The 25,371-nt window shown below is 72.3% G+C and carries 21 protein-coding genes; 12 read left to right on the top strand and 9 right to left on the bottom strand.

Annotated elements, in window-relative coordinates; all coding sequences use genetic code 11:
• Positions 1 to 8 precede the first annotated feature (8 nt).
• Genes M3147_RS04685 through gmd form a run of 3 tightly spaced genes read right to left on the bottom strand, consistent with a single transcriptional unit; the run spans position 9 to position 3,174 of the window.
• Positions 9 to 1,193: a DegT/DnrJ/EryC1/StrS family aminotransferase gene (locus M3147_RS04685; protein WP_251202320.1), complete on the bottom strand. Its 1,185-nt coding sequence runs from the start codon at positions 1,191 to 1,193 to the stop codon at positions 9 to 11.
• Entirely contained in the window at positions 1,190 to 2,140 is a 951-nt protein-coding gene (locus tag M3147_RS04690) for an NAD-dependent epimerase/dehydratase family protein (protein ID WP_251202321.1), read from the bottom strand. The genes M3147_RS04685 and M3147_RS04690 overlap by 4 nt, the downstream gene beginning before the upstream one ends.
• The gene (gene gmd / locus M3147_RS04695; RefSeq protein ID WP_251202322.1) at positions 2,137 to 3,174 is read right to left on the bottom strand and encodes a GDP-mannose 4,6-dehydratase; all 1,038 of its coding nucleotides are present in this window, start codon (positions 3,172 to 3,174) and stop codon (positions 2,137 to 2,139) included. The genes M3147_RS04690 and gmd overlap by 4 nt, the downstream gene beginning before the upstream one ends.
• Positions 3,175 to 3,353: 179 nt before the next feature.
• Between gmd and M3147_RS04700 the strand changes: the two genes are divergently transcribed.
• Together M3147_RS04700 and M3147_RS04705 are read left to right on the top strand one after the other, a co-directional pair.
• On the top strand, positions 3,354 to 5,795 hold the full coding sequence (locus M3147_RS04700) for a hypothetical protein (protein WP_251202323.1): 2,442 nt from the start codon (positions 3,354 to 3,356) through the stop codon (positions 5,793 to 5,795).
• A complete protein-coding gene (locus M3147_RS04705; protein WP_251202324.1) occupies positions 5,792 to 7,369 on the top strand; it encodes a polysaccharide pyruvyl transferase family protein in 1,578 nt (525 codons plus the stop codon). Before M3147_RS04700 ends, M3147_RS04705 begins: the two co-directional genes overlap by 4 nt.
• A gap of 33 nt (positions 7,370 to 7,402) precedes the next feature.
• Here the strand turns inward: M3147_RS04705 and M3147_RS04710 are convergent, their stop codons facing one another.
• Positions 7,403 to 8,584 (bottom strand): acyl-CoA dehydrogenase family protein, encoded by a 1,182-nt coding sequence (locus tag M3147_RS04710; RefSeq protein ID WP_251202325.1) that lies wholly within the window; start codon positions 8,582 to 8,584, stop codon positions 7,403 to 7,405.
• A 104-nt stretch (positions 8,585 to 8,688) separates the two neighbouring features.
• Here M3147_RS04710 and manA point away from each other — a divergent pair, with 104 nt between their 5' ends.
• Positions 8,689 to 9,960 (top strand): mannose-6-phosphate isomerase, class I, encoded by a 1,272-nt coding sequence (manA, locus tag M3147_RS04715; RefSeq protein WP_251202326.1) that lies wholly within the window; start codon positions 8,689 to 8,691, stop codon positions 9,958 to 9,960.
• A 30-nt stretch (positions 9,961 to 9,990) separates the two neighbouring features.
• Here manA and M3147_RS04720 read toward each other — a convergent pair whose 3' ends face one another.
• Entirely contained in the window at positions 9,991 to 10,959 is a 969-nt protein-coding gene (locus M3147_RS04720; protein WP_251202327.1) for a GlxA family transcriptional regulator, read from the bottom strand.
• Positions 10,960 to 11,043: 84 nt separating this feature from the next.
• On the opposite strand from M3147_RS04720, the gene M3147_RS04725 reads away from it, so the two are divergent.
• The 5 genes from M3147_RS04725 to M3147_RS04745 all read left to right on the top strand — a co-directional run bounded on the left by M3147_RS04725 (position 11,044) and on the right by M3147_RS04745 (position 17,391).
• Positions 11,044 to 11,193, top strand: coding sequence for a hypothetical protein (locus tag M3147_RS04725; protein ID WP_251202328.1), 150 nt, complete (start codon positions 11,044 to 11,046; stop codon positions 11,191 to 11,193).
• A gap of 60 nt (positions 11,194 to 11,253) precedes the next feature.
• Positions 11,254 to 12,216, top strand: coding sequence for a UDP-glucose 4-epimerase GalE (gene galE, locus M3147_RS04730; protein WP_251202329.1), 963 nt, complete (start codon positions 11,254 to 11,256; stop codon positions 12,214 to 12,216).
• Positions 12,217 to 12,431: 215 nt separating this feature from the next.
• Complete coding sequence (locus M3147_RS04735; RefSeq protein ID WP_251202330.1) at positions 12,432 to 12,752, top strand: WhiB family transcriptional regulator; 321 nt, start codon at positions 12,432 to 12,434, stop codon at positions 12,750 to 12,752.
• Positions 12,753 to 12,893: 141 nt separating this feature from the next.
• Positions 12,894 to 15,980 (top strand): glycosyltransferase, encoded by a 3,087-nt coding sequence (locus tag M3147_RS04740; RefSeq protein WP_251202331.1) that lies wholly within the window; start codon positions 12,894 to 12,896, stop codon positions 15,978 to 15,980.
• The gene (locus M3147_RS04745; RefSeq protein ID WP_251202332.1) at positions 15,970 to 17,391 is read left to right on the top strand and encodes a DUF5719 family protein; all 1,422 of its coding nucleotides are present in this window, start codon (positions 15,970 to 15,972) and stop codon (positions 17,389 to 17,391) included. Before M3147_RS04740 ends, M3147_RS04745 begins: the two co-directional genes overlap by 11 nt.
• Positions 17,392 to 17,430: 39 nt before the next feature.
• Here M3147_RS04745 and M3147_RS04750 read toward each other — a convergent pair whose 3' ends face one another.
• The gene (locus M3147_RS04750) at positions 17,431 to 17,874 is read right to left on the bottom strand and encodes a hypothetical protein (RefSeq protein ID WP_251202333.1); all 444 of its coding nucleotides are present in this window, start codon (positions 17,872 to 17,874) and stop codon (positions 17,431 to 17,433) included.
• A gap of 45 nt (positions 17,875 to 17,919) precedes the next feature.
• Here M3147_RS04750 and M3147_RS04755 point away from each other — a divergent pair, with 45 nt between their 5' ends.
• From M3147_RS04755 to ahcY, 3 genes are all read left to right on the top strand, one after another.
• Positions 17,920 to 18,135: a DUF3499 family protein gene (locus M3147_RS04755; protein WP_251202334.1), complete on the top strand. Its 216-nt coding sequence runs from the start codon at positions 17,920 to 17,922 to the stop codon at positions 18,133 to 18,135.
• The gene (locus tag M3147_RS04760; RefSeq protein WP_251202335.1) at positions 18,132 to 19,571 is read left to right on the top strand and encodes a phosphomannomutase/phosphoglucomutase; all 1,440 of its coding nucleotides are present in this window, start codon (positions 18,132 to 18,134) and stop codon (positions 19,569 to 19,571) included. Before M3147_RS04755 ends, M3147_RS04760 begins: the two co-directional genes overlap by 4 nt.
• A gap of 65 nt (positions 19,572 to 19,636) precedes the next feature.
• Positions 19,637 to 21,118: an adenosylhomocysteinase gene (gene ahcY / locus M3147_RS04765; protein WP_251202336.1), complete on the top strand. Its 1,482-nt coding sequence runs from the start codon at positions 19,637 to 19,639 to the stop codon at positions 21,116 to 21,118.
• A 52-nt stretch (positions 21,119 to 21,170) separates the two neighbouring features.
• Here the strand turns inward: ahcY and M3147_RS04770 are convergent, their stop codons facing one another.
• The gene (locus M3147_RS04770) at positions 21,171 to 22,007 is read right to left on the bottom strand and encodes an RDD family protein (RefSeq protein ID WP_251202337.1); all 837 of its coding nucleotides are present in this window, start codon (positions 22,005 to 22,007) and stop codon (positions 21,171 to 21,173) included.
• A 17-nt stretch (positions 22,008 to 22,024) separates the two neighbouring features.
• On the opposite strand from M3147_RS04770, the gene M3147_RS04775 reads away from it, so the two are divergent.
• Positions 22,025 to 23,020 (top strand): stage II sporulation protein M, encoded by a 996-nt coding sequence (locus M3147_RS04775; protein ID WP_251202338.1) that lies wholly within the window; start codon positions 22,025 to 22,027, stop codon positions 23,018 to 23,020.
• 63 nt (positions 23,021 to 23,083) lie between these two features.
• Here M3147_RS04775 and M3147_RS04780 read toward each other — a convergent pair whose 3' ends face one another.
• Together M3147_RS04780 and M3147_RS04785 are read right to left on the bottom strand one after the other, a co-directional pair.
• A complete protein-coding gene (locus tag M3147_RS04780; protein WP_251202339.1) occupies positions 23,084 to 23,809 on the bottom strand; it encodes an aquaporin in 726 nt (241 codons plus the stop codon).
• Positions 23,810 to 23,985: 176 nt separating this feature from the next.
• A complete protein-coding gene (locus M3147_RS04785; RefSeq protein ID WP_251202340.1) occupies positions 23,986 to 25,371 on the bottom strand; it encodes a DUF58 domain-containing protein in 1,386 nt (461 codons plus the stop codon).

Consider the following 25,371-nt stretch of genomic DNA (forward strand, 5'->3'; position numbering starts at 1 on the left):
CGCCCGGTTCAGAGCGATGCGACCAACTCGCGCACCGCGGCGATCTGCTCGGGAACGGGGTAGTGGTGGTTGCCGATGAACAGACCGTCCGTGTGGATCTCGTCCGCGGCGCGCAGCGCTCCGTCGACGCGCGCGTCCAAATGATGCATGACGGGGTTCCGCGCGAAGTTGCCGGCGACGATGGGGCGGGACTCGATGCCCGCTCGGGACAGGAGCTGGACGAGTTCGGCGCGACGGCCGGCGAGGCGCCCCGTGAGCACCATCGAGAACCCGAACCAGCTCGAGTCCGCGCCCTCGGCGACACGCTGGATCCGAACCCCGGGCACGTCGGCGAACTCGGCCACGAAGGTCCGGGCGTTCTCGCGGCGTCCGGCGAGGAGCGAGGGGAGCTTGGCGAGCTGCTCGATACCGAGCGCGCCCGAGAGCTCGAGCGGACGCAGATTGTAGCCGGGGAGTACGAACCGGAAGAGGTCGTCGAACTGGTCGCCCGTCTTCGGGTGGATCAGGTTTTCCGCGGGCAGCTCGCGCGTCCAACCGTGAGCCCGCATCGAGAGCATGGCCTGGTAGAGGTACTCGTCGTCCGTCACGACGAGGCCGCCCTCCATCGTCGAGATGTGGTGGGAGAAGAACGAGCTGTAGGTGCCGAAGACTCCGAACGTCCCGGTCTGGCGCGCTCCGAGGGTGGCGCCGAGCGATTCGCAGTTGTCCTCGAAGAGCAGCAGCCCGTGCTCCGCGCAGAGCGCGCGCAGGGTGTCGAGCTCCGCCGGATTCCCGAGCAGGTTCACGGCGAAGACCGCCCGCGTCCGCGGCGTGATGGCGGTGCGCACGCGCTCGGGATCGAGGTTCAGGGTGTCCGGGTCGACGTCCACGAGCACCGGGACGAAGCCGAGCTGGCTGATCGGGTAGTACGTGGTGGCCCAGGACACGGCGGGCACGATGATCTCGTCGCCGCGTCGGAGACCGAGGTGCGGACTGTAGGCGGCGGCGGCGATGCCGAGGAGGTTGGCGCTGCTGCCCGAGTTCACCATCACGGCGTAGCGGCTCCCGGTGAAGCGGGCGAAGTCCTCCTCGAAGCGGCGGACCTTCGGCCCCATGGTGAAGCGGCCGCTCTCGATCACCGCCTGCATGGCCGAGTACTCGGCGTCGTCCCAGGTGGTGGTCGCCAGGGGGTACCAGGGCTGCTCGCTCGTCACTGCGGGTTCTCCGTCCGGTCGTGGTTCGCCTCGGAACGCAGGAAGGCCGCGTACGCGGCCGCCATCCCTGCGCGGATGCCGGTGGGGGGATTCCACCCGAAGGACGCGGCGAGTGAGGAGTCCATGAGCTTCTGGTGCATCCCCGCCGGCTTCGACGGATCGAAGCTGAGCTCGCACTCGTATCCGACCGTCTCCAGGGCGAACTCGTAGAACTCGCGGATCGAGTGGTCTCGGCCGATGCCGACGTTCAGCAGGGCCGGCCAGTCGGCCAGGCCGTGAGCGGCGTCGGCCACCCAGGCGGCCACGTCCTCGACGTAGGTGAACTCGCGCCGAGCGGTGCCGTCGCCCCAGACGTCGAGATGGTCCGCCCCCGTCGCTCGGGCGACGTGCGCCTTCCAGAGCGTCGCGGCGACGAGATGGCTCGCCGCAGTGCCGTAGTGGTCGTTCGGCCCGTACAGGTTGGACGGGATCACCACGCGATAGTTGAGGCCGTACTGGCGGGACGCATACTCGCAGTACTTCGCCCCGGCGATCTTCGCGAGCGCGTAGCCCTCGTTGGTCGGCTCGAGCGGGGCCTGCAGCACATCGGCTTCGACGAGCGGCTGCCGGTAGTCGCGCGGGTACATGCAGGAGCTGCCGAAGTAGATCAGGTCGCGCACGCCGACCTCTCGGGAGGACTCGAGCACGCTGGTGTCGAGGGCGAGGTTGTCCGCCAGGAACTCGGTCGGAGCGGCCACATTCGCGCTGATGCCGCCGACCTTCGCCGCAGCGTGCAGCACGAGGTCGGGGGAGAGGCGCTCGAAGAGGCGACGGGTGGCGGCTCGGTCCCGGAGGTCCGCATCGTCCCGGGTGATGGCGTGGACCTCGTCGTCGGGGTGGGTGCGCTCCCAGGCGCGCGCGAGGGCGCTGCCGAGCATGCCGCGACCGCCGGTGACGACGACCTTCATCGCAGCGCCTCGGACCACGGCGCCGACTCGGGGGTATCCACCCAGTGCGCGGCGCCGGCTTCGAGAGCGGCGACGTCGGCCTCGACCATGATGCGGGCGAGGGCTGCGCCGTCAACAGACGGCTCCCAGCCCAGTCGCTCGCGTGCCTTCGTGGCATCGCCGATCAGCGCGTCGACCTCGGAGGGGCGGAGGTAGCGCTCGTCGAACCGCACGAACTCGTTCCAGTCGAGGTCGGCGTGACCGAAGGCGACATCGAGGAAGTCGCGGATCGTGTAGCCGACGCCGGTCGCGAGCACGTAGTCGTCGGGCTCGTCGGTCTGGAGCATCTGCCACATGCCGAGCGCGTACTCCGGCGCATAGCCCCAGTCGCGCACGGCATCGAGGTTGCCGAGGTAGAGCTCCGACTGGATCCCCGCTTTGATGCGCGCGACGGCTCGGGTGATCTTGCGGGTGACGAACGTCTCACCGCGGCGCGGCGACTCGTGGTTGAAGAGGATCCCGTTGACGGCGAACAGCCCGTAGGCCTCGCGGTAGTTCTTGGTGATCCAATAGCTGTAGAGCTTCGCGGCCGCGTACGGCGAACGGGGGTGGAACGGCGTGGCCTCGCTCTGCGGGGGCGGCGTGGACCCGTACAGCTCCGAGGAGGAGGCCTGGTAGAAGCGGGTGCGGACGCCGGAGAGGCGGACGGCCTCGAGGAGTCGGACCGTCCCCGTGCCGGTGGTGTCGGCGGTGTGTTCGGGCTCGTCGAACGAGACCCTGACGTGCGACTGCGCGGCGAGGTTGTAGACCTCGTCGGGATCGATCTGCGCCATCAGCGTGACGAGCCGGGCACCGTCGCTCAGATCGCCGTAGTGCAGGAACAGCTTCGCGTCGCTCTCGTGCGGGTCGACGAAGAGGTGGTCGATGCGCGCCGTGTTGAAGGTGGAGGCGCGCCGGATGAGGCCGTGCACCTCGTAGCCCTTCGCGAGCAGCAGCTCGGCGAGATACGACCCGTCCTGCCCCGTGATTCCGGTGATCAACGCGCGCTTGCTCAAATTCGTCCTCGCCTCGGTTTCGGCGTGCTCCTCCCGCGCGCCCCTGACAGCGTACCCGGAGCGCCAATTCGATCAGCGATACCGGTAGCCTGGCACGATGCCGCTCGCCGCGGCGCGGCCGGCACCGGGACCACCCGCCCGAGCCGCCGAGTCCGATCAGCCGTGGGGAAGGGCGAGGAATGCGCGGGACGACGGTACAGGTGCTGGGCGAGGACTACGTCTCGAGGCTCGGACTCCGCCTCGAGCGCGACTTTTCCGTCGTCTCCCGGATCTCCGGCGTCTCGCCGTTCACGATCGCCGCCCCGCACGATGCCGGGCTGCAGCGACCCGACGACGACGGGAAGAGCACGCCGCGGAGCCGACTCGATCACAGCAAGGCGCTGAGGACGGTGCTCGAGGACGCTCACGCCGACCTGCTGGTCGTCGATCTCACCGGGGCGTCGCGGGCCATCGTGGAACTCGGGAGCAGCTGGTACACGCCGGCTCCCGGCGAGGACTCCTGGCTCGGTCGGCGTCTCGCAGCGGAGGTCGAACGAGGTCGTACGACCTCGCCGGCGTTGCGGGGGCCGTCCGAGGGGGAACTCGAGCGCTTCGACGTGTTCGCCGGACTGGTCCGCGACGTCTACGGACCGGAACGCACCCTCCTGGTCGGGTCCGCGGTCTCCGAGTTCTTCTGGGACGGGGTGCGAGTGCAGCCCCGGGGACGTGTCGCGGAGATCCGCCCGCTCCGGCGGTTGCTCGCCACACTCGAGGCACGATTCGCGCAGCTGACCGGCTGTGGGCAGATCGATATCGCCGCGCGCTACCTCCCGCGCGCGGACGGGGCGCCCGACGATCTCAGGCTCGGGCCGGACTTCGAGGCCGCCCTCGAGCGCGAGATCGTCGTCGCCGCGCGTCGCCCGGCGACACCGCCGTCGTCGACGCAGCGCTCGGCGGCGGACCGCGGGGAACGTTCGGCGACGTCCGAGTTCGGCGAGTGGGCCCATCGGCAGCTCGCACGAGGTCGCCGGGTCAGAGCGGATGCGGTGCACCGCCGACTCTCGGCGCAGGCATCCGTATCGCATGCCGACGCGGTCGCGCTCGCCGCGTTCGTCGGAGCGCACCCGGAGAGCGACTGGCGGGCCGTGGCCGAGCTGGTCTGCGCAACGCCCGGCGCCGCCCCGGTGGAGGCGGCACGCCGTCGCTTCGAGCGCAACATCGAAGTCCTCGGCGCGTACCCGCACGTGTACGTCGACGGCGGCCTCGACGTCGGCTTCGAGCCGCACGGCTCGTTGCCGCTCGCCGACGACGTCCGCTTGGTCATCGACCCATCCGCCGAGCTGCCCGCGGCCATCGAGCGAACGACCCGGACCGACGGATGGGATGCGGCGCAGTTCGTCGACGGAGGCTACTCGCTCGGCCTCGACCAGATCGACAATGTGCTGGAGAGCTGGTGGATGTACTTCGAACGGGCCAGACGGGGTGACACGCAGCCCTTCCGGGTCTCCTTCCGGGATCGGGCCGCCTTCGCCCGGTCGCTCTCGGCCGTCGACTACGCCGAGGTGCTCGAGAACGAGCGGCTCTGCCTGACCGTGGACGGGCGCCTGCCCGAACGGCCGGAGTGGGCGCCGATGGTGGACCTCGCGTTCCTGTTCGACCCGTCGGCCCGGGTGTGCGGGCTGCGGAGCGGATTCGGCGATCAGCTGTACTACTACGTGCACGCGCGCGCACTCAGCTCCAAGCACGGCCTCCGTCTGTATCTCGACGACCTCCTCTACGACAACGACGAGATGATCGCGCACACGCCGCATATCCGGCCCGACGTCCTCCCGTTCACCGAGTCGGACGGCGTGTTCTCCGAACTCGTCTCCCGCCGGTTGCGCGCGGCCCGGGTCCGGGATCTGAAGGAACGGCGCGACAACCGCAGCGAGTACCACCGGATGGGCTTGCGCGAGATGGTCCTCGCGACCGACCGGATGCATCTGAAAGCGTGCTACGACCGCCGGGAGTATCCGTCCTCGCTCACGGTGCAGGTGATCGACCTCGACGGCTATGAGCGTCTGATGACGGCCCCGCCCGGCCTGCTGTACCTGGACGTCCTCGCGAAGCACGAACTGCTCGGCTACCGGCTCCTCGCTCAGAAGCCGACGTGGGAACGAGCCATCCATCTGGCGCCGCTCGAGTCGGAGACGGCCAAGGCGATCGAAACGAAGATGCTGGAGACCGACGCCGTCGTGGTGCACATCCGGCGAGGCGACCGCGTCGCCCTCGGAATCGCCGACGGCGACGCCTACTACCGCGACTTCATGCTGCGCACCGCCGGACTCGAGCACCTGCCGAACAAGCATTGGTTCGTGTTCTCGGACGACCTGGACTACTGCCGCAGCCACCGCGAGGAGCTCGGGCTCGACCTCGCGGGCGAGCGGATCACCTTCGTGGAAGGGAACCACCACTATGCGTCGATCGACGACTTCCATCTGATGGCGCTCGGCAAGGTCGTGGTCTGCGGCAAGAGCGGATTCAGCGCATCGGCCGCGATGATCAGCACGCGGGTCGAGCACATCTTCGGTACGGGCTACTCCCTCACCCCTGGCGGCGACGCCTGGAGCCGCACGGAGCCGGCCCCGGAGCCGGCCGCGTGAGCGCGACCAGCGCCGAGGACCGCCCGAGCGGGCGGCGCGCCCAGCTCCGCGCCGTGGTGCTCGGGGACATCGGGCGCGTGGACAACTACCACCTCGGCGACGAGGCGATGACGGAAGTCGCGATCGAGCAGCTCACCGCTCGGGGGGTCCGCGACATCACCCTTGCCGCCGTCGACCCCGCCACGGCTCAGGCCTTCTACGGCGTCCCCGCCGTCCGGCAGTTCGGCTTCGCCTGGAACTGGTCGCGGCAGAAGGTCGAGGCCGCGCTGACCGGCCTCACGGAGGCGCTCCGGGACGGCACCGCGACCGGCCCGCTCGTCGAAGCGGTCCGGGCCGCGGACCTCGTCGTCATCGCGGGCGGCGGCAATCTCACGAGCGAGTATCCGCTCCATGTCTACGAGCGAGTCGCCTTCAGCCGGATCGCCGCGCACTTCGGCGTCCCGCTGTTCGTCACGAGCCAGACGGTCGGACCGGTGCTCCGCGCTCGCGAACGCGACCTCGTCACGGAGATCATCGACGCCGCAGTCTGCTTCGGGGCTCGCGAGCGCTTCTCCACCGAGCTGGTGCGGGAGCTCGCCGCCGATCCCGAGCGGGTGCGCCTCACCCTCGACGACGGCGTGCTGCTCCGAGCCGACGAGTCCGCTCGGACGGACGCCACCGAGCTGAACCTCGGCGAGCGGATCATCGTCGCCTCGTTCGCCGCGGACCAGGGGGCGACCGGATGGTCGCGCGAGGAGTACGCGCCAAAGGTCGCTCGACTGCTCGACGAGCTGGCCGAGGCGCTCGATGCTCGAGTGGTGCTCGCTCCGCACACGGGCGGGCTCGAACCCGCCGCGGCGTCCCGGGACCACCAGCTCGGTCTCGACATCGCCGCCGCCGGATCCGGAGCGATCACCGCGCTCCCGGTGCTCCCCGCACGGGAGTACCTCGCGATCCTCGAGGCTGCGATGCTCTCGATCTCGACCAGGTACCACCCCACCGTGTTCGCGCCCGCGCTCGGCGTTCCGACGGTCGGGATCGCCATGTCCCAGTACTCGTCGGTGCGGATGCGCGGTGCGCTCGGCAATGTCGGCCTCGAGCGCTTCGTCGTTCCCGCGGCCGCCTGGGATCAGCTCGTCCCCGCGTCCCTCGACGCGGTCGCGAACGGTGCGCCCGCCGCCGAGCAGGCGCGATCCGCCGCCGGCTACCAGGCCCGATGGTGGGACGCGATCGTGGATGCGGCGGAGCGCGGGCGCTGGACGGGCCCCGACGAGTACCGGCCGCCGGAGCCGATCGACGTCGATGCGGCGTGGAGCGTGCTCAGCGAGCGGATCGCCCCGCTGTTCGATACCCTCACCGCCGAACGGGTCGTCGCGAAGCTGCAGCTGGAGGAAGCTGCCGCCGCGCTGGCGACGGCGGAATCCCGTGCCCGCGAGGAGCGACTGCGCGCCGACGGGCTCGAGCGGCGACTCGCCGAGCTCGGTGCCGAACGCGATGGGCTCCGCGGGCAGCTCGCCGCGGCCCGGGACCGTCGAATCGTCAAGGTCGCCGACACCGTGGGCGAGATCGCGCGGCGGGTGCGCGGCCGCGGCTGAGCGCCGGGGCACCCGCAGGCGAGCGCGGGCGAGCTAGACGAACGCCGCTTCCCCCGTCACCGTGCGCCCGACGATGAGGGTGTTCATCTCGCGGGTGCCCTCGTAGGAGTAGAGCGCCTCGGCGTCGGCGAAGTAGCGCGCGACGTGGTGCTCGAGCACGATGCCGTTGCCGCCGAGGGTCTCGCGCGCCCAGGCGACGGTCTCGCGCATGCGGGCGGTCGCGAAGGCCTTCGCGAGCGCGGAGTGCTCGTCGCGCTGCGTGCCGGCGTCGAGCATCTGAGAGACCCGCACGACCATGGCGAGGGAGGCGGTGATGTTGCCGAGGCCGTTCACGAGGTGCTCCTGGATGAGCTGGTGGGCGGCGATCGGCTTGCCGAACTGCTCGCGCTCCTTCGCGTAGGCGACGGCCGCCTCGTAGGCGCCGATCGCGGTGCCCACCGCGGCCCAGGCGACCTCGGCGCGGGTCTGACGGAGGATCGCGGCGGTGTCCCGGAACGAGTTCGCGTTCTGCAGGCGCAGCGCCTCGGGCACACGGACGTCGCGCAGCTCGATGTCGGCGTTCTGCACCGGCCGCAGGCTGATCTTGCCCTCGATCTTCGTCGCCGTGTACCCGGGAGTCGAGGTCGGCACGATGAACCCCTTCACCTGGCCGTCGGCTTCGTCCTTCGCCCAGATGATGGTCACGTCGGAGAAGGTGGCGTTGCCGATCCAGCGCTTCTGGCCGTTCAGCACCCATTCGTCGCCGTCGCGTCGCGCGGTCGTGCGCAGGCCCCTGGCGGAGTCGGAGCCGGAGAGCGGCTCGGTGAGGCCGAACGCGCCGATGACCTCGGCGGAGGCGAGCTTCGGGAGCCACTCGGCGCGCTGCTCGGCGGAGCCCGCGACCGCGATCGAACCGGCGGCCAGGCCGTTCTGCACGCCGACGAAGGTGCTCACGGAGGCGTCGATGCGGGCGAGCTCGAGGGCGACGAAACCGCGGAACACGGCCGAGTTCTCGAAGGGCGTCGTCTCGTCCCAGGCGAAGGAGAGCACGCCGAGTTCGGCGAGCGGCTGCACGATCCCCGTCGGGAACTCGGCCCGCTCCCAGTAGCCGCCGATGATGGGCGTCACCTCGCGCTCGCCCCAGGCCCGGATGGCCATCAGGGCCTCCTGCTCCCGTTCGCTGAGGAGGGCCTCGGCGTAGCCGTAGAAGTCGCTCGAGAGGGGCGCGAAGGTCATGACTGCTCCAATGCGGGTCGGATGCCCCGAGCCTAGGACGCCGGGTCGAGGCATCCGTAGCCGTTGGTAGTTTGGAGCCAAGCCGCGAAAGGAACTGCCCCGAGATGTTCGTCAGGATCGACAACGAGCCCAGGGACTACGCCTGGGGCGACCGCGGGCTCATCGCGGACTTCCGGGGCCGGGAGGCGAGTGGGGCGCCCGAGGCGGAGCTCTGGCTCGGGGCCCACCCCGGTTCGCCGTCGCGGATCCTGGGCGGCGAACCGCCGTTCGCGGATCTCGGGGCATGGATCGGCGCCGAGCCCGACCGCGCGCTCGGCTCGTCGGTCGCCGCGCGGTTCGCCGACGAGGGGATGCCTCGGCTGCCGTTCCTCCTGAAGCTGCTGGCCGCCGGTGGGCCGCTGTCGCTGCAGGCCCACCCGACCACGGAGCGGGCGCGCATCGGCTTCGCGAGGGAGGAGGCCGACGGCGTGCCGATCGGTGCGTACGACCGCAACTACCGCGACCGCTTCCACAAGCCGGAGCTCGTCGTCGCGCTCAGTGAGACGTTCGACGCCCTCTCCGGCTTCCGGCCGCTTGAAGAGGTCGACGGCGTGCTCGAGGCGCTGCGTGCCGCCGACGCCGCCTCGCCCGAGCCCCAGCCGGGCGCGATCGGGCTGCTCCTCGACCGGCTGGCCGCCGACGGACTCGCCGGCACCGTCGAGTGGCTGCTGACCGATGGTCGCGGCGGAGACACGGGGGAGTCCGCGTGGCTGATCGAGCGCGTGGTCGCGCTCGCCGACTCGGCGGCGGTGCTCGCCTCGCCGTACGCCGAGTCGTTCCGCACCGTCGGCGCGCTCGCCGAGACCTATCCCGGCGACCCGGGCATCGTCATCTCGCTGCTGCTCAACCGTGTCCGCCTGGCGCGGGGGGAGTCCCTCTTCCTGGCGGCCGGCAACATCCATGCCTATCTCGGCGGCCTCGGCATCGAACTCATGGCCGCGAGCGACAACGTGCTGCGCGGCGGGCTCACCCCGAAGCACATCGACCTCGCCGAGCTCGTCGAGGTGCTCGACTTCACGCCGATGCCGCCGCCGCGCCTCGAGCCCGAGCGGCCGGCCCCCGGGGTGCGGAGCTTCCGGCCGCCGGTGCCCGACTTCGTGCTGCACCGGCTGGAAGCCGCCGTCGATGGACGGCAGCCGGAGGTCGCGATCGACGGACCCGCCATCGTGCTCGCCGAGGGCGGCAGCGTGCGGCTCGTGGGGGCCGAGGGCGGTGTCGAGCTCGGGCGCGGCGAGGCGGCCTTCGTCACGCCCGACGAACGCTACCTGCGCCTCGCGGGCGCGGGCGCGGGCGCGGGCACGGGCGCAGACGCGGTCTGGGTTGCGACGACCGGCTGACTCCGGTGCCGCCGAGGCATCCGCTGGGCGTCAGCCGACGAGCTCGACGGGCTCGCGCTGCCCGAAGAGCCTGCGGTAGGCCGTCGGCGTCGTCTGCAGCACCTTCACGAAGTGGTGGCGCATCACCGCGGCGGCGCCGAAGCCGCACTCGCGCGCGATCTCCTCGAGGCTCAGGCCGGTCTCCTCGAGGAGCTGCTGCGCGCGCAACAGGCGTTGCCGGTTGAGCCAGGCGTTCGGCGTCGTGCCGGTCTCCGCGCGGAAGCGCCGGGCGAAGGTGCGCGGCGACATGAGCGCCTTCCTGGCGAGTCGGTCGACGGTGAGCTCCTCGTCGAGATGCTCCAGCATCCACGCCGTGACGGTCGCGAAGGAGTCGCTCTTGCACTCGACGACGGGCGTCTGGATGAACTGCGACTGGCCGCCGTCGCGCTGCGGCGGGACGACCATGCGTCGGGCGACGATGTTCGCGGCGCTCGCGCCGAGCTCGGTGCGCACGATGTGCAGCGCGGCGTCGATGCCCGCGGCGGTGCCGGCGCCCGTGACAACGCGGCCGTCCTGCACGAACAGCACGTCCGGGTCGACCTCGGTCGCGGGGAACGCGTCGGCGAGCCGGTCGGTGTACATCCAGTGGGTGGTGGACCGCCGGCCGTCGAGGACGCCCGCCTGGCCGAGGATGAAGGCGCCGGAGCAGACGGAGAGGACCCAGGCGCCGCGGTCGACCGCCTCGCGGATGACCGCGAGCACCCGCTCGTCGGCGTCCTGGTCGATGAGCGCGGCGGGCACGGCGACGAGGTCGGCGGATCGGGCGGCGTCGAGGCCTTCGTGGACGACGACGTCGAAGCCGAGCTTCGTCGGGATCGGGCCGGGCTCGGCCGCGACGACGTGGAAGTCGAACTCGGGGCCGCCGTGCTCGCGCCGGTCGATGCCGAACACCTCGCAGATGACGCCGAACTCGAACGGCGCCATGTGCGGGACGGCGATGCAGGCGATGGACCGGAGCATGGGCACCTCGTTTGGCAGAGAATGGCGGGACGATGGCAATGCTGCCACTGTCGGCAGGATCTCACAAGACATAGATTTCCTGCCATGACCATCTTCCTGCTGCTGATCCTCGCCGGACTCGCCGTCTGGGGCGTGGTCGCGACCCTGCTCCGGCTCGACTCCGACGGATACGGCCGCCCGGAGATCCGCGACCGCGTCCGCCACGCCCAGCACGAGCCGCAGTCCAGCCGTTAGCATCGACGAGGCGGCGGCCGGCCCGGTCGCCGTGTCGAGGTGCTGAGGAAGGAACGACGGATGAGCTGGATGGTCACCGGAGGAGCGGGCTACATCGGAGCGCACGTCGTGCGGGCCTTCCAAGCGAAGGGCATCGACGTCGTCGTGCTCGACGACCTCTCGTCCGGTCGCCGCGGGTTCGTCACCGACGGCGTCGACTTCGTGCACGGCTCGATCCTCGACGGCGCCCTGCTCGAGAGCGTCTTCGCCCGCCACGACGTCCGAGGGGTCGTGCACCTCGCGGGCTTCAAGTACGCCGGCGTCTCGGTGCAGCGTCCGCTGCACACCTATCAGCAGAACGTCACCGGCACCGCGACCCTCCTCGCGGCGATGGAGGCGGCGAAGGTCGCGCGGATCGTCTTCTCCTCGAGCGCCGCGGTCTACGGCACGCCCGACGTCGACCTCGTGACCGAGGAGACGGCGAAGCACCCCGCCTCGCCCTACGGCGAGTCGAAGCTCATCGGCGAGTGGCTCCTCGCGGACCAGGCGAAGGCGACGGGGCTCGCGCACACGAGCCTGCGCTACTTCAACGTCGTCGGCTCCGGAACGCCGGAGATCTTCGACCCGAGCCCGCACAATCTCTTCCCGCTCGTCTTCGACGCGCTGCTCGACGGCCGCACGCCGACGATCAACGGCACCGACTACCCGACGCCGGACGGCACCTGCGTGCGCGACTACATCCACGTGGCCGACCTCGCCGCGGCGCATGTCGTGGCGGCCGAGCGGCTGGAGGCGGGCGAGCCCGTCGCCCCCGTCTACAACCTGGGCTCCGGCGACGGCGTCTCGGTCGCCGAGATCATGTCGGCGGTCGCCGCGGTGACCGGCATCGACTTCACCCCCGAGGCGGCGCCGCGCCGGCCCGGGGATCCCGCCCGGATCGTGGCCTCGGGAGAGCTCGCCGCGCGCGACCTCGACTGGCGCATGCGGCACTCGCTCGAGGACATGGTGCGAAGCGCCTGGGAGGCGCGGCGCGCCGCCGGCTGAGCTCGTCGGGAGGTGCCGTCATGTCCCCAGAGCGGGGGACGGGATCACAACTCCGGAACGACTCCGGCGTGTCGCGGCGAGGCGGAAGCCTCGAGCGCGGCTTGAGGGTTTACGATCTGCGACTTGACTCACTCGAATTACACCGCTGTAATTGGTCGTGACGCAGCTCCCGGATCCTCGGAGGCGGCGGGCGGTACAACTGGGTGGGAGACGATATGGCAATTCCTGAATATCGTTCTGGAGTACCTGACGACTGGTTCATCGATCCGGTGCGGCTGGGAGTGCCGGGGGTGCGTCCAACGACGGACGACGACAACCCTCTGGCATGGCAGAGCGACGCGCTATGCGCGCAGACCGACCCGGAGGCGTTCTTCCCCGAGAAGGGCGGATCGACCCGGGACGCGAAGAAGATCTGCACCGGCTGCGAGGTTCGGGCGCAGTGCCTCGAGTACGCGCTCTCGAACGACGAACGGTTCGGGATCTGGGGCGGGCTCTCCGAGCGAGAACGGCGAAAGCTCCGCAAGCGAGCAGGGTGACGACACCCGACGCGACGAACGAGGGCCCGTGCGATGCACGGGCCCTCGGCCGTTGCGCGGAGCCGGCGAGCCGTGCGCGGATCGGCGGCACGCCCGCCGATGGCGACGGCTGGCGGCAGGCGGGTGCTTAGGCTGACTGCGATGTCCCCCAGAGTGACCGCAATTCTCGTCGTGCATCACGGCGGCGAACGCCTGACCCGTGCCCTCGACGCCATTCGCGCGCAGTCGCGCCGGCCCGAGCGTCTGATCGTCGCGTTGGTGCAGGCGGACGCGGAGACGCGGAACGCCGCGGCCGAAGCCGCCCCCGACGGCATCATCCAGATCGAGGAGCGGATCGCCTTCGGCGAGGCCGTGCGCCGTGCCGAGCAGACCCTGCCGCCTCCGCAGGACGACGAGGACGCCGTCTGGCTGCTCTCCGAGGACACTGAAGCCGAGCCCAGGGCGCTCGCCGCGCTCGAGACCACCCTCGAGACCGCGCGCTCGGTCGCGATCGCCGGACCCAAGCTGCTCGACGCCGAGTCGCCCGACCGCATCGCGAGCCTCGGCCGATCCATGACCCGACTCGGCGCGGCCGTGCCGCTCGTCACGGCGGAGCTCGACCAGGGGCAGCACGACGGACTGAGCGACGTGCTCGGCGTCGACCCCGGCGGCCTCCTCGTCCGGCGCAGCGTCTGGCGGGCGCTCGAGGGGTTCGACCCCGCCCTGCCCGTCGTCGACGACGGGCTCGACCTCGCGGTTCGGGCTCGGCTCGCCGGGCATCGCGTGGCCGTGGTGCCGACCGCGCACGTCCGCTTCGCGGCGGGCGGACTGATCGGCCCGGCCGCCGGCCACCGTGCCGGGGCCGTGCGTCGCCGGGCCGCCGCCACGAGGCGCGCCGCCCTGCATCGCCGGATGAGCTACGCGCCCGCCGCGGCGACGCCGCTGCACTGGCTGAGCCTCCTCCCGCTCGCGCTCCTGCGCTCGATCGTGCTGCTCGTGACGAAGGCGCCCGGCCGCATCGTCGGCGAGTTCGGCGCGGCGCTGCGCACCATGTTCTCGTTCGGCGCCGTCGCGCGCTCCCGGCGCGTCCTCCGCGGTGCCCGGTCGGTCGGCTGGTCGGCGATCGCGCCGCTCCGGATCCAGCCCGACGAGATGCGTCGTCGCCGTCGCCTCGAAGCCGAGGAACGACGGGCCAGGGCCAGGGGGCGCGTCGACGGGGTCGACTTCCTCGCCACCGGCGGCGGCTGGGTGCTGCTCGTCGCCGTCGTGGTCGCGATCGCCGTCCTCTTCCCGCTGCTCGGCGCCGCGGGCGTGTCCGGGCCGGGCCTCCTCCCGCTCTCCCCGGCCGTCGACGAGCTGTGGCGCAACGCGAGCTACGGCTGGCGCGACGTGGGCACCGGGTTCGTCGGCGCCGCGGACCCGTTCCAGGCCGTGCTCGCCGTGCTCGGATCCCTCGCGTTCTGGGCGCCGTCGTGGGCGATCGTGGCCCTCTGGCTCCTCGCCATCCCCGTCTCGGCGCTCGGTGCCTGGTTCGCCGCCGCCCGCCTCACCGACCGCGGCGCGCTGCGAGCCCTGGCCGCCGTGCTCTGGATGCTCTCGCCACCGCTGCTGTCGTCGCTCGCCGACGGGCGACCGGGAGCGGTGCTCGCGCACGTCCTCCTCGCCTGGCTGCTGTACGCCGCCCTCGGCTCGGCCACGAGTTGGGCGACGGCCGCGACCGCGTCGCTCCTGTTCACGGCGGTCGTCGCGTCCGCGCCGAGTCTCGCACCGGCGCTCATCGTCGCCTGGATCGTCGGCACGGTCGTGTCGGGGCGCGGCGCCGCGAGGCTCGCGCTGCTGCCGATCCCCGCCGTCGTCCTCGCCGCCCCGGTGATCTGGGCGCAGTTCGCCGCGGGCAACCCTCTCGCGCTGCTCGCCGACCCGGGCGCGCCCGTGCCCGCGGCGGTGCCCGGTTCCGGCGTCCTCGCGCTCGGCTTCACCGATCCGTCGCTCGGCGGCTGGCAGCAGGTCCTCGCCTCGCTGCCGGCGAGCATCGACCCGCGCTGGGTCGTCGCCGCGCTCCTGCTCCCGTTGGCGCTCTCGGCGCTCGCCGCCTTCGCGGTCGGCCGGCTGCGCGCGGCGACCTTCGCGCTCGCGGGCGCCGCGCTCGGGTTCGCGACCGCCGTGGCTGCGGCGCAACTGTCGCTCGCGATCGTCGGGTCCACGGCCGTTCCCGTGGCTTCTGCGCCGGGTCAGAGCATGATGTGGCTCGGGCTCGTGCTCGCCGCGGTCATCGCCCTCGACGGACTTCGTCGTGCCTCGGCCTGGCTCGCGGCGCTGCTGACCGTCGCGACGGCTGCCGCCGTGCTGCCGCTCGCCGTCAGCATCGCCACCGGGCGGGCGGAGGTCGCTGCGGCCGGGTCTCGCTCGCTCCCCGCCTTCGTCACGGCGGAAGCCGAGAACAATCCGCGCGTGACCACGCTGCGCCTGGTGCCCGAGTCGGACGGCGGGCTCCGCGCGACGCTCGAGCACGGTGCGGGCGCCACGCTCGACGAGCAATCGACCATCGCGCAGACCCGGGTCTCGATGGACGCAGGAGAGCTCGCCCTCGCGGAGATCGCCGGCAACCTCGCCTCCCGGGGCGGCTTCGACGCCGACCGGGCGATCGAGGAGTTCGGGATCTCCTATGTGCTGCTCGGTCAGGTCGACGAGGACGCCCCGCGGGCCGCGGCACTCACGGCCGACCGCTCGCGCGCCGCGCTCGATGCCAATGCGGCACTCGTCCCGGTCGGTGAGACCGACTTCGGCACGCTGTGGCGTTTCGCGGACGCGGCGCCCGACGCGCCGGCCGCGCAGATCCCGGCTCAGGCCGGCGCGCCGCTGACGGGCTGGATCGCGACCGTGCAGCTCATCGTCTTCGGTGCGGTGCTGCTCCTCTCGATTCCCGCGGGAGTCGGGCGGGAGGAGCCTGGTCGGCGTCCCAAGCGGTCCCGCCCGGCGCGGGTGCGGCGACGGGACCGGACCCCGCCGGAGGCGGAGACTGCGGCTGCTGCCGCCGCGACGGGCGATCCCGAGGCGGACTCGTCGGAGGGAGCGGCGGCGGACGCGGACGCGCGATCCGCGAACGACACCGACGTCCCTGGCGCGGCGGACGCGGCGGACGGCGAGGAGCCGGATGCCGCGAGCGACGCCGCCCTCGATCCGCCGCCGGTGACGGCCGCCGACCACACGAACCCCGACGAGCGGGAGGGAGCCTCCGATGGCCGATAGCCGCAAGCTGCTTCGCGCCGGAGGTCGCGGCGTCGCCGTACTCACCGCCGCCGCACTCACCGTCGTCGCATTCGGGGCCGCGGCCGTCGTGCCCTGGCCCGAGCACCGTGCCGAGCCCGTCGCCCGCTCGATCGAGCCGGCCGAGAGCCGGACGCTCCGCGTGTGCCCCGGCCCGATGCTCGAGCTCGGCGCCGATGCGGAGTCCGTGTCGGCGCTCGGCTCGGCCGGTCTCACGATCGCGACGCAGCCCGAGGACGCCGGCGCCGAACGCGTCCCCCTGGCGCCTCCGCGCGGCACGGAGGAGGACGTCGCGGTCGCCCTCGTGACCCAGCCGGGGAGCGTCGGGGCCGGGATGCTGGCCGGAGCGCAGTCCCAGCAGCTCACGACCGAGACGGCGGCCGGGTTCCTCGCCGCGTCCTGTGCCGAGCCCGTGGCCGAGGCGTGGCTCGCCGGCGGCAGCACGGAGCTCGGCCGCTCGACGCTGCTGCTGCTCGCGAACCCGGGCGAGGTGACCGCGACGGTGGATGTCCGTGTGCATTCCGAGACCGGTGCGGTGGACGCGCCGGCGGGCCTCGGGCTCGTCGTGCAGCCCGGTGCGCAGCGCGTCGTCTCGATCGCCGGCCTCGCTCCCGGGGCCGCGTCACCCGTCGTGCACGTGACGAGCACGGGCGGCACGGTCGCGGCGACGCTCGAGCAGACCGCCATAGATGTGCTCACCCCGACCGGTGCTGACCTCATCGGGACGACGGCTCCGCCCGCGAAGCGGCAGACCATCACGGGCGTCGTGGTGCCGCAGTCGGGCGGCATCGCGGTCGACGAGGACCACGCCGAGGGTGACGCGCATCCGAGCCTGCGCCTCCTCGCGCCCGGCGACGACCCGGTCGAGGCGGCCGTCTCGGTCGTGCCGGAATCCGGTGGGGAGGGCGCCGTCTTCGACGTCGTGCTTCAACCCGGGCAGGTCAGCGATATCCCGCTCGGCGAGCTCGCCGCGGGCGAGTACACCGTTCGGCTCGACGCCGACGGCGAGTTCGTCGCCGCGGCGCGTACGGCGACCGTGAAGAGCGGTGAGGAGCTGCCGAGCGACTTCGCCTGGTTCCCAGCCTCCCTGCCGCTCCTGGCGGAGACGCTCATCTCAGTGCCGCGCGGCCCCGGCGCGAAACTGCATTTCGCCAACCTGGGCGACGCGGATGTCGAGGCGACCGTGACCACCGACGGTGGCGAGCAGCTGGTGAGCGTTCCCGCGGGCGGCGCGGCCTCGGTGCCGATGACCGGCAACGGCGGCCGGGCGTTCGTCACCGCCGACGCCGGGCTGTTCGCCTCGGTCAGCTTCGCCGGGGACCGGCAGCTCGCCGGGTTCGCGGTGCAACCGCCCGGCCCGCTCGATTCGCCGATCGTCGTCTATCCGCGCTGAGTCGCAGCTCGCCCGGAAGCGCCGCGGTCGCGGCGCTGCTCAGAAGTGCCGGTAGCGCCCCGGCGCGAGCTCCCACGGGTCTCGACCGATCAGCTCGCCGACGGCCCGGAACACGCAGCTCTCGATGAGGAGCTTCTCGTCTTTGTCCTCGCCTTCCTGCAGGCGCAGGAATCGCACGATGGGCAACCGGAAGAACACGATGCGCCGCTCGTCGTGGGAGACGCGCCAGCGATCGACGTGATCGACGTGGATGGCCTCGGCCGGTGCCTGCGCGACCTCGAACACCACGCCGTCGAGCTCCGGCCAGAGCCCGCGCAGGTACGACGCGGTCGCCGCGATCGTCATCTCGAACTCGTCGATGCGGGTGGTGAGCAGCGGCAGGTGCGGCCCGGTGACGGGGGAGCGCAGGCCGCGCCCGTGACGGTCCCGCGCGAGTCGGCGCGGCGAGCTCGGGACCCGGGCGACACGACGAGGACGGGGCATGCCCTCCATCGTAATGTCCGCGGGCCTCGCTACGCTGGTCGAGCCATGAGACGTTGTTCGCGCACCGCATGCACCGCAGAAGCGGTCGCCACGCTGAGCTACGACTACGCCGACTCGATGATCGTCGTCGGCCCGCTCTCGCCGGTCCGCGAACCGCACGGCTACGATCTCTGCGCCGCGCACTCCGAGCGCACGAGTGCGCCGCGGGGCTGGCAGGTCGTGCGGCACAAGCCGATGGGTGAGGTAGGTTTCAAGGCGTGATCGCCTCCGCCGACTCGTCCGATTCCGCTGGCCGTCTGTCCGCCGTCGTGAAGGCCTACGACATCCGTGGGCTCGTCGGCGAGCAACTGACTGAACCCATGGTCGAGGCGCTCGCCGCGGCCTTCGTCGACGAGGTCGGAGCCGCGGGCGGCACCGTCGTGGTCGGGCACGACATGCGCGATTCCTCGCCCGGTTTCGCCGCGGCGTTCGCGCGCGGCGCCGCGGCGCGCGGCGCCTCCGTCACCGAGATCGGGCTCTGCTCGACCGACGAGAGCTACTACGCGTCCGGCGCGTTCGGCGCCCCGGCCGCGATGTTCACCGCGAGCCACAACCCCGCCGCGTACAACGGCATCAAACTCTCCCGGGCGGGTGCGCAGGGCATCTCCCTCGACACCGGTCTCGCGGCGATCCGCGACCGGGCCGCCGACTACCTCGAGGGCGGCATCCTCCCGGTCTCCGAGCCGGGCGCGATCACCGCGCGTGACGTCCTCGTCGACTACGCGGCGTACCTCCGCGGCCTCGTCGACCTCGCCGGCATCCGACCGCTGAAGATCGTCGTCGACGCCGGCAACGGCATGGCCGGGCTCACCGTGCCCGCCGTCCTCGGTGGGGCAGCCGGACTCCCGGCGCTCCCGCTCGAGATCGTCCCGCTGTACTTCGAGCTCGACGGCACGTTCCCCAATCACGAGGCGAACCCCCTCGAGCCCGCCAACCTCGTCGACCTGCAGCGCGCGGTCGTCGAGCACGGCGCCGATCTCGGGCTCGCCTTCGACGGCGACGCCGACCGCTGCTTCGTCGTCGACGAGCGCGGCACCGCCGTCACGCCCTCGGCGGTCGCCGCGATCGTCGCGCTCCGCGAGATCGCCCGTGTGCGCGCAGCCGGCGAGACCGGCGAGGTCGCCGTCATCCACAACCTCATCACCTCTCGCGTCGTCCCGGAGACGATCGAGCGCGCCGGGGCCGTGCCCGTGCGCACCCGGGTCGGGCATTCGCTCATCAAGGACCGCATGCGCGAGACCGGTGCCGTGTTCGGCGGCGAGCACTCCGCCCACTACTACTTCCGCGACTTCTGGGGCGCCGACAACGGCATGCTCGCGGCGATGCACCTGCTCGCCGAGTTCGGTGGTCAGCAGGGGCCGCTCTCCGAGCTCTCCGCGCGGTTCACCCCTTACGCCCTCTCCGGCGAAGTGAACTCGACCGTCGACGACGTGCCCGCCGCCTACGCCCGCATCTTCGAGGCGTTCACCGGTCGCGCGGAGTTCGACGAACTCGACGGCCTGACCGCCGAAGGCATCACCGCGATCGACGAGCCCTTCTGGTGGTTCAACGTGCGCCCGTCGAACACCGAGCCGCTGCTCAGGCTGAACGTCGAGGGCGCCGACGAGGCGACGATGATCCGCATCCGCGACGAGGTGCTCGAACTCATCCGCGCCTGAGACGGCGGCGTCATACTCGGCGCCCGAGTTCCGCATTCCACGGCTGAGGCCGGAGAATGGATGCCATGAGCTCCCAGCCCCTCACCACCGCCCTGCCGTTCAAGGTCGCCGACCTCTCGCTCGCCGAGGCCGGCCGCCACCAGCTGCGGCTCGCCGAGAACGAGATGCCGGGGCTCATGGCGCTCCGCGCCGAGTTCGGCGCCGAGCAGCCCCTGGCCGGCGCCCGCATCGCCGGCAGCCTGCACATGACGGTGCAGACGGCGGTGCTCATCGAGACCCTCGTCGCCCTCGGCGCGGAGGTGCGCTGGGCGAGCTGCAACATCTTCTCCACCCAGGACGAGGCGGCCGCCGCGGTCGTCGTCGGCCCGAACGGCACCGTCGACGAGCCTGCGGGCGTGCCGGTGTTCGCCTGGAAGGGCGAGTCGCTCGAGGAGTACTGGTGGTGCACCGACCGCATCTTCGACTGGTCCGCCGAGGCCGCGGCGGCCGGCGCCGACTGGATCGGGCCGAACATGATCCTCGACGACGGCGGCGACGCCACGCTGCTGGTGCACCAGGGGCGCGAGTTCGAGCTCGCCGGAGCGGTGCCCGAGGCCGGCGCGGCCGACAGCGCCGAGTTCCGAGTCGTGCTCGAGACCCTGCGGCGCTCGCTCGAGCGCTCGAGCGACCGCTGGACCCGTATCGCCGACGAACTCCAGGGCGTCACCGAGGAGACGACGACCGGCGTGCACCGCCTCTACGAGCTCCACGCCCGCGGTGAGCTGCGCTTCCCGGCGATCAACGTCAACGACTCCGTCACGAAGTCGAAGTTCGACAACAAGTACGGCATCCGCCACTCCCTGCCCGACGGCCTGAACCGCGCCACCGACGTGCTCATGGGTGGCAAGGTCGCCTTCGTCGCCGGCTACGGCGACGTCGGAAAGGGTGCGGCCGAGGCGCTGCGCGGCCAGGGGGCCCGCGTCATCGTCTCGGAGATCGACCCCATCAACGCGCTGCAGGCGGCGATGGACGGCTACCAGGTCGCGCGCCTCGAGTCGGTCGTCGGCGAGGTCGACATCCTCGTCACCGGCACGGGCAACAAGGACGTGGTGCGCCTCGAGCACCTCCTCGGGCTGAAGCACCTCGCGGTCGTCGCGAACGTCGGCCACTTCGACAACGAGATCGACATGGCCGCGCTCGAGGCGCTGCCGGGCGCCGAGCGCATCGAGATCAAGCCCCAGGTGCACGAGTGGCGGTTGCCGAACGGGCGCAGCGTGCTCGTGCTGAGCGAGGGCCGGCTGATGAACCTCGGCAACGCGACCGGGCACCCCTCCTTCGTGATGAGCAACTCGTTCACGAACCAGGTGCTCGCGCAGATCGAGCTCTTCACCCGGCCCGAGGCCTATCCCACGGGCGTGTACGTGCTGCCGAAGCACCTCGACGAGAAGGTCGCGCGTCTGCACCTCGACGCGCTCGGCGTCGAGCTCACCGAACTCACCCCGGAGCAGGCCGCCTACATCGGTGTCCCGGTCGAGGGCCCGTACAAGGTGGAGCACTACCGCTACTGACCGGATGCCGCGGCGGCCCGCCTGCGCCGCCGCGGTCCCCGGAAGATCCGGTTCAGCGCTCCGGGAAGCCGTTCGGACGCGCCGTGAGCACCGGGGCGAGCGCGCGCATCCGCGCCGCCTCGAGCTCCAGCGCGGCGGTGTCGCGCTCCCGGCGCAGGGCGATGACCCCGGCGAGGAACAGCTCGGCCGGGGCATCCGGAACCGGTGAGACGTACGGGACCGCCTCCTGGGCGAGCGCCGCGGCGAATCCCGCGCGCCGCTCGGGCACGAGGTGCTCGGCGTTGCGGAAGAACGCGGCGATGCGACGCTCGAGGGTCGTCGGGAGGCGCCCGACGTCGGCCGTCGCCGCCCACGCCGTGAGCGGGGCCGGCACGCCGAACGGGTCGATCGTCAGCTTCGGCACGCGCTCCATCTGCGCGTGGGTGCCCGCGAGGAGATCGCCGAGCCGCTTCGAGGAGGGGTTCAGGAAGCCGACGAGGAGCGCCAGCCCGCCGAGGGTGAAGTAGATCTCCAGCACGCCGGTGAGGGCACGGATGAACGCGTGCCGGAAGCCGATGGAACCGCCGTCGTCGCGGACGACCCGGAGGCCCACCGCGAGCTTGCCGAGCGAACGGCCCCGGCTCGCCGTCTCCACCGCCGTGGGCGCGACCACGAGACAGACCACGAGCAGGGCGATCCCGATGGCGCGGAGCGCGGCCTCGTCGAGGCTGATGCTCGCGGTCAGCCAGAACAGCCCGCCGCCGACGAGGAGCGTCGCGAGCACGTCGATCGCGGCGCCCGCGGCTCGCAGCACCGCCCCGGCCGGGCGGACGTCGAGCTGGACCGCCTCGCCCGTCAGCAGGCCCTCGTCGGCCACGGTGGAACGGCGCTCTGGCGCTGCGACGGTCATGGGTAGTATTCAAGCAGATGGATCTCGACGCTCTCGCCGCAGCCCGTGCCGATGACTGGCAGCGCCTCGACGCGCTCACCCGGCAGCGCCGGCTCGACGGCCGGGAGACCGACGAGCTGATCGAGCGCTACCAGTCCGCCGCCTCCGACCTCTCGGCGGTGCAGACGACGGCGGGCTCGACGGCGCTCGGCGACCGAGTCTCGATCCTGCTCGCCCGCGCGCGGCTCCGGTTCACCGGGGTTCCCGAGAACCCGCTCCGGCAGTTCACCCGCTTCTGGCTCGTCTCGCTGCCCGCGGCGCTCTACCGGGTGCGCTGGGTGACCCTCGCCGTGGCCGTCGCGACCGTCGTCGTCGCGGCGCTCTTCGCCTCGTGGGTGCTCTCCGACCCGAGGGTGATCGCGAACCTCGGCAGCGAGGCCGAGCTCGAGCAGATCGCCGACGAGGGCTTCGCCGCCTACTACTCCGAGCACCCCGCCGGCTCCTTCGCCGGCTCGGTCTGGACGAACAACGCCTGGATCGCCGCGCAGTGCGTCGCGTTCGGCGTCGTCGGCGTCTGGGTGCCGTGGGTGCTGCTGCAGAACGCGCAGAACCTCGGCGTCATGGCCGGCATCATGCTGCACTTCGACGAGGCCGACACCTTCTTCCTCTACATCGCCCCGCACGGGCTGCTCGAGCTCACCAGCGTCTTCGTCGCCGCAGCCGCCGGGCTTCGCATCTTCTGGGCCTGGATCGCACCCGGCCGACGCAGCCGCAGCTCCGCGCTCGCCTCGGAGGCCAGGGCACTGTTCACCATCGCGATCGGCCTCGTGTTCTGGCTGTTCGTCGCCGGCCTCATCGAGGGCTTCGTCACCCCGCAGCCCTGGCCGTGGGCGGTGAAGATCGGCATCGGCGCGCTCGCGCTCGCCGCCTTCCTGTTCACGATGCTGGGGCTCGGCCGTCGCGCCGCGAAGGCGGGAGAGACCGGCGATCTCTCCGAGTTCGACTCGGGCGAGCGTCGCATCGTCGCCGGCTGACCGGCCCGGAGACGCCGATGGCGGATGCCCCGTCCGGGACATCCGCCATCGTGGTCGAGAGGCTCAGGCGGTGAGCTTCGTCGTGCGATCGAAGACCGCCTTGTAGATCACGCCGGCGACGAGGCCGCCGACGATCGGGGCGACGATCGACGCCCAGAGCTGCACGAGCGCGTCGCCGCCGCCGAAGACCGCGGTCGCGATCGAGCGGGCCGGGTTGAACGAGCCGTTGGTGATCGGACCGGCGACGAGCACCAGCACGGTCAGGGTGAGGCCGATGGCGAGCGGCGCGAGGTTCGCCGCCGAGCGTCCGGCCGAGGTCACGCCGAGGATGACGAACAGGAACACCGCGGTCGCGACGATCTCGGCGATGAAGAACGCGCCGAGGCCGTACCCGTCGGGCGAGAGCTCGTCGTAGCCCGTTGACGCCGCACGGAACGTGGCGACGACGTCGGCGCCGGGCGCGCTCGCGACGATGCCGAGGAGGACGACGGCACCCAGGATGCCGCCGACGATCTGTGCGACGAGGTACCCGGCGACGTCCTTCCAGGCGAAGCGGCCCGCGACGGCGAGGCCGAGGGTGACGGCCGGGTTGAAGTGCCCGCCCGAGATCGGGCCGAAGGCGTAGACCCCGACGAGCACGCTGAGGCCGAGCGCGAAGGCGACACCGAGGAGGGTGGCGTCGGCGGACGAGAAGATCGCCGCGCCGATGACGCCGAAGACGAGGATGAAGGTGCCGAGGAGTTCGGCGGTGAGCTTCTGCCCCGTCGAGGGGGCGGCCGTTCCGGCCATGCTGGTGTCCTTTCCTTGGAGACGAATCGCCCCCTGCGGGGGCGACGAAACGGCGCGGGACCCCTCCGCGCCGGGCATGAGCCTATCGACAACGGGGATCGCCGCCGCGGCGAGCCGCGCCGGTGTGTCGTGCCACGACGTCGGATGACGGCGGGAGTCTCCGCGTGCGCGGGGGCCTACAGTCGGCCTGCCGCCTTCAACGCCAGATACCGGTCGGCGAGGGCCGGCGGGAGCTCGTGCGGAGGGGCGCTGACGGTCTCGGCGCCGAGGCGCCGGATGGCCGCCTCGACCCGTGCCCCGTCGAGGAGGCCTCGCTCGGCGGCGGCGGCATGGTAGACCTCGTCGAGATCGTTCGTGCGCGTGCTCGCGGCGACGGCCTCGGGGTCGGCCACGGAGGCGACGATGACGAGGTGCCGGGCGGTCAGCTGGGGGAGCATGGCGAGCAGTCCGGCGGCGTTCGCGGGGGAGTCCACGCCGGTGAGGATGACGACGAGCGCCCGACGGCTCGTGAGGCGGCGCACGTGCGCCGGCACCGCCGACCAGTCGGCCTCGATGAGCTCGGGGTCGATGGTCGCCATGGCGTCCACGAGCCTCGCGAGCAGCTCGGCGCCGTTCGCCCCGTGGACGCGCCCCCGGACGCGGCGGTCCCAGGCGAGCCAGTCGATCCGGTCGCCGGCGTGCGAGGCGAGGGCGGACAGCAGCAGGGATGCCTCGAACGCAGTGTCGAGTCGCGGCTCGTCGGCGATGCGGGCCGCGGCGGTGCGCGAGGTGTCCGTGACGATCACGATGCGCCGATCGCGCTCCGGGCGCCAGGTGCGCACCATGAGCCGCGTGCCGCCCGGGGCATCCGGGTCGGTGCGGCGCGCGGTCGCCCGCCAGTCGATCGATCGGACGTCGTCGCCCCGCACGTACTCGCGGATGGAGTCGAACTCGGTGCCCTGCCCGCGGATCAGGAGCGGCGTCCGGCCGTCGAGCTCTCTCAGGCGGGTCAGTCGCGAGGGCAGGTGCACCCGGGACGCGAACGGCGGCAGGACGCGCAGCACTCCGGGGGCGGCGAGGGTGGCCTGCCGCGACCACAGGCCGAGCGGCCCGGCGCTGCGGACGGTGACCTGCTCGACGCGACGATCGCCTCGCCGCCGGGGCACGAGCACGAGGGCGACGCGTCGGCGTTCGCCGGCGGGGATCCGGAGGCGCGTGCGGTTCGCGCCCGTCACGCCGGCGGAGGGCTGCCAGCCGTCGCGGACCACGGCGCGCAGCAGGCGCGGGCCGAGGTTCTGCACGATGAGCTGCGAATCCGCCGGCTCGCCGAGCCGGACCCGGGCGGGCAGCTCACGCTGGAGCGCGATCCGCCGAGGCGACGCCGCAAGCGAGAGGTCGATCGCCCCGAGGCCGATGCTGAGCGCCGCCCAGGCGAGCAGCGCGAGCCACGCCGCCTGGGCCCCGGCCGCCGCCGCGTCCGCGGGGAACGGCGCGCCCGACGCGGCGCTCGCGAGCACGCCCGCCGCGACGACCGGCACGACGCCGAGCGCGAGGAGCAGGACGAACCTCCCGGAGATGGTCAT

The organism is Agromyces mediolanus, from assembly GCF_023715325.1.
In the GTDB taxonomy this organism is placed as follows: Bacteria; Actinomycetota; Actinomycetes; order Actinomycetales; family Microbacteriaceae; genus Agromyces; species Agromyces mediolanus_A.

Excerpts from the sequence above, each read along its gene's own strand:
- M3147_RS04690 (WP_251202321.1), bottom strand. The coding sequence starts at position 2,140 with ATGAAGGTCGTCGTCACCGGCGGTCGCGGCATGCTCGGCAGCGCCCTC.
- M3147_RS04700 (WP_251202323.1), top strand. The coding sequence starts at position 3,354 with ATGCGCGGGACGACGGTACAGGTGCTGGGCGAGGACTACGTCTCGAGG.
- M3147_RS04710 (WP_251202325.1), bottom strand. The coding sequence starts at position 8,584 with ATGACCTTCGCGCCCCTCTCGAGCGACTTCTACGGCTACGCCGAGGCC.
- manA (WP_251202326.1), top strand. The coding sequence starts at position 8,689 with ATGTTCGTCAGGATCGACAACGAGCCCAGGGACTACGCCTGGGGCGAC.
- M3147_RS04720 (WP_251202327.1), bottom strand. The coding sequence starts at position 10,959 with ATGCTCCGGTCCATCGCCTGCATCGCCGTCCCGCACATGGCGCCGTTC.
- M3147_RS04725 (WP_251202328.1), top strand. The coding sequence starts at position 11,044 with ATGACCATCTTCCTGCTGCTGATCCTCGCCGGACTCGCCGTCTGGGGC.
- galE (WP_251202329.1), top strand. The coding sequence starts at position 11,254 with ATGAGCTGGATGGTCACCGGAGGAGCGGGCTACATCGGAGCGCACGTC.
- M3147_RS04735 (WP_251202330.1), top strand. The coding sequence starts at position 12,432 with ATGGCAATTCCTGAATATCGTTCTGGAGTACCTGACGACTGGTTCATC.
- M3147_RS04740 (WP_251202331.1), top strand. The coding sequence starts at position 12,894 with ATGTCCCCCAGAGTGACCGCAATTCTCGTCGTGCATCACGGCGGCGAA.
- M3147_RS04745 (WP_251202332.1), top strand. The coding sequence starts at position 15,970 with ATGGCCGATAGCCGCAAGCTGCTTCGCGCCGGAGGTCGCGGCGTCGCC.
- M3147_RS04750 (WP_251202333.1), bottom strand. The coding sequence starts at position 17,874 with ATGCCCCGTCCTCGTCGTGTCGCCCGGGTCCCGAGCTCGCCGCGCCGA.
- M3147_RS04755 (WP_251202334.1), top strand. The coding sequence starts at position 17,920 with ATGAGACGTTGTTCGCGCACCGCATGCACCGCAGAAGCGGTCGCCACG.
- ahcY (WP_251202336.1), top strand. The coding sequence starts at position 19,637 with ATGAGCTCCCAGCCCCTCACCACCGCCCTGCCGTTCAAGGTCGCCGAC.
- M3147_RS04770 (WP_251202337.1), bottom strand. The coding sequence starts at position 22,007 with ATGACCGTCGCAGCGCCAGAGCGCCGTTCCACCGTGGCCGACGAGGGC.
- M3147_RS04775 (WP_251202338.1), top strand. The coding sequence starts at position 22,025 with ATGGATCTCGACGCTCTCGCCGCAGCCCGTGCCGATGACTGGCAGCGC.
- M3147_RS04780 (WP_251202339.1), bottom strand. The coding sequence starts at position 23,809 with ATGGCCGGAACGGCCGCCCCCTCGACGGGGCAGAAGCTCACCGCCGAA.
- M3147_RS04785 (WP_251202340.1), bottom strand. The coding sequence starts at position 25,371 with ATGACCATCTCCGGGAGGTTCGTCCTGCTCCTCGCGCTCGGCGTCGTG.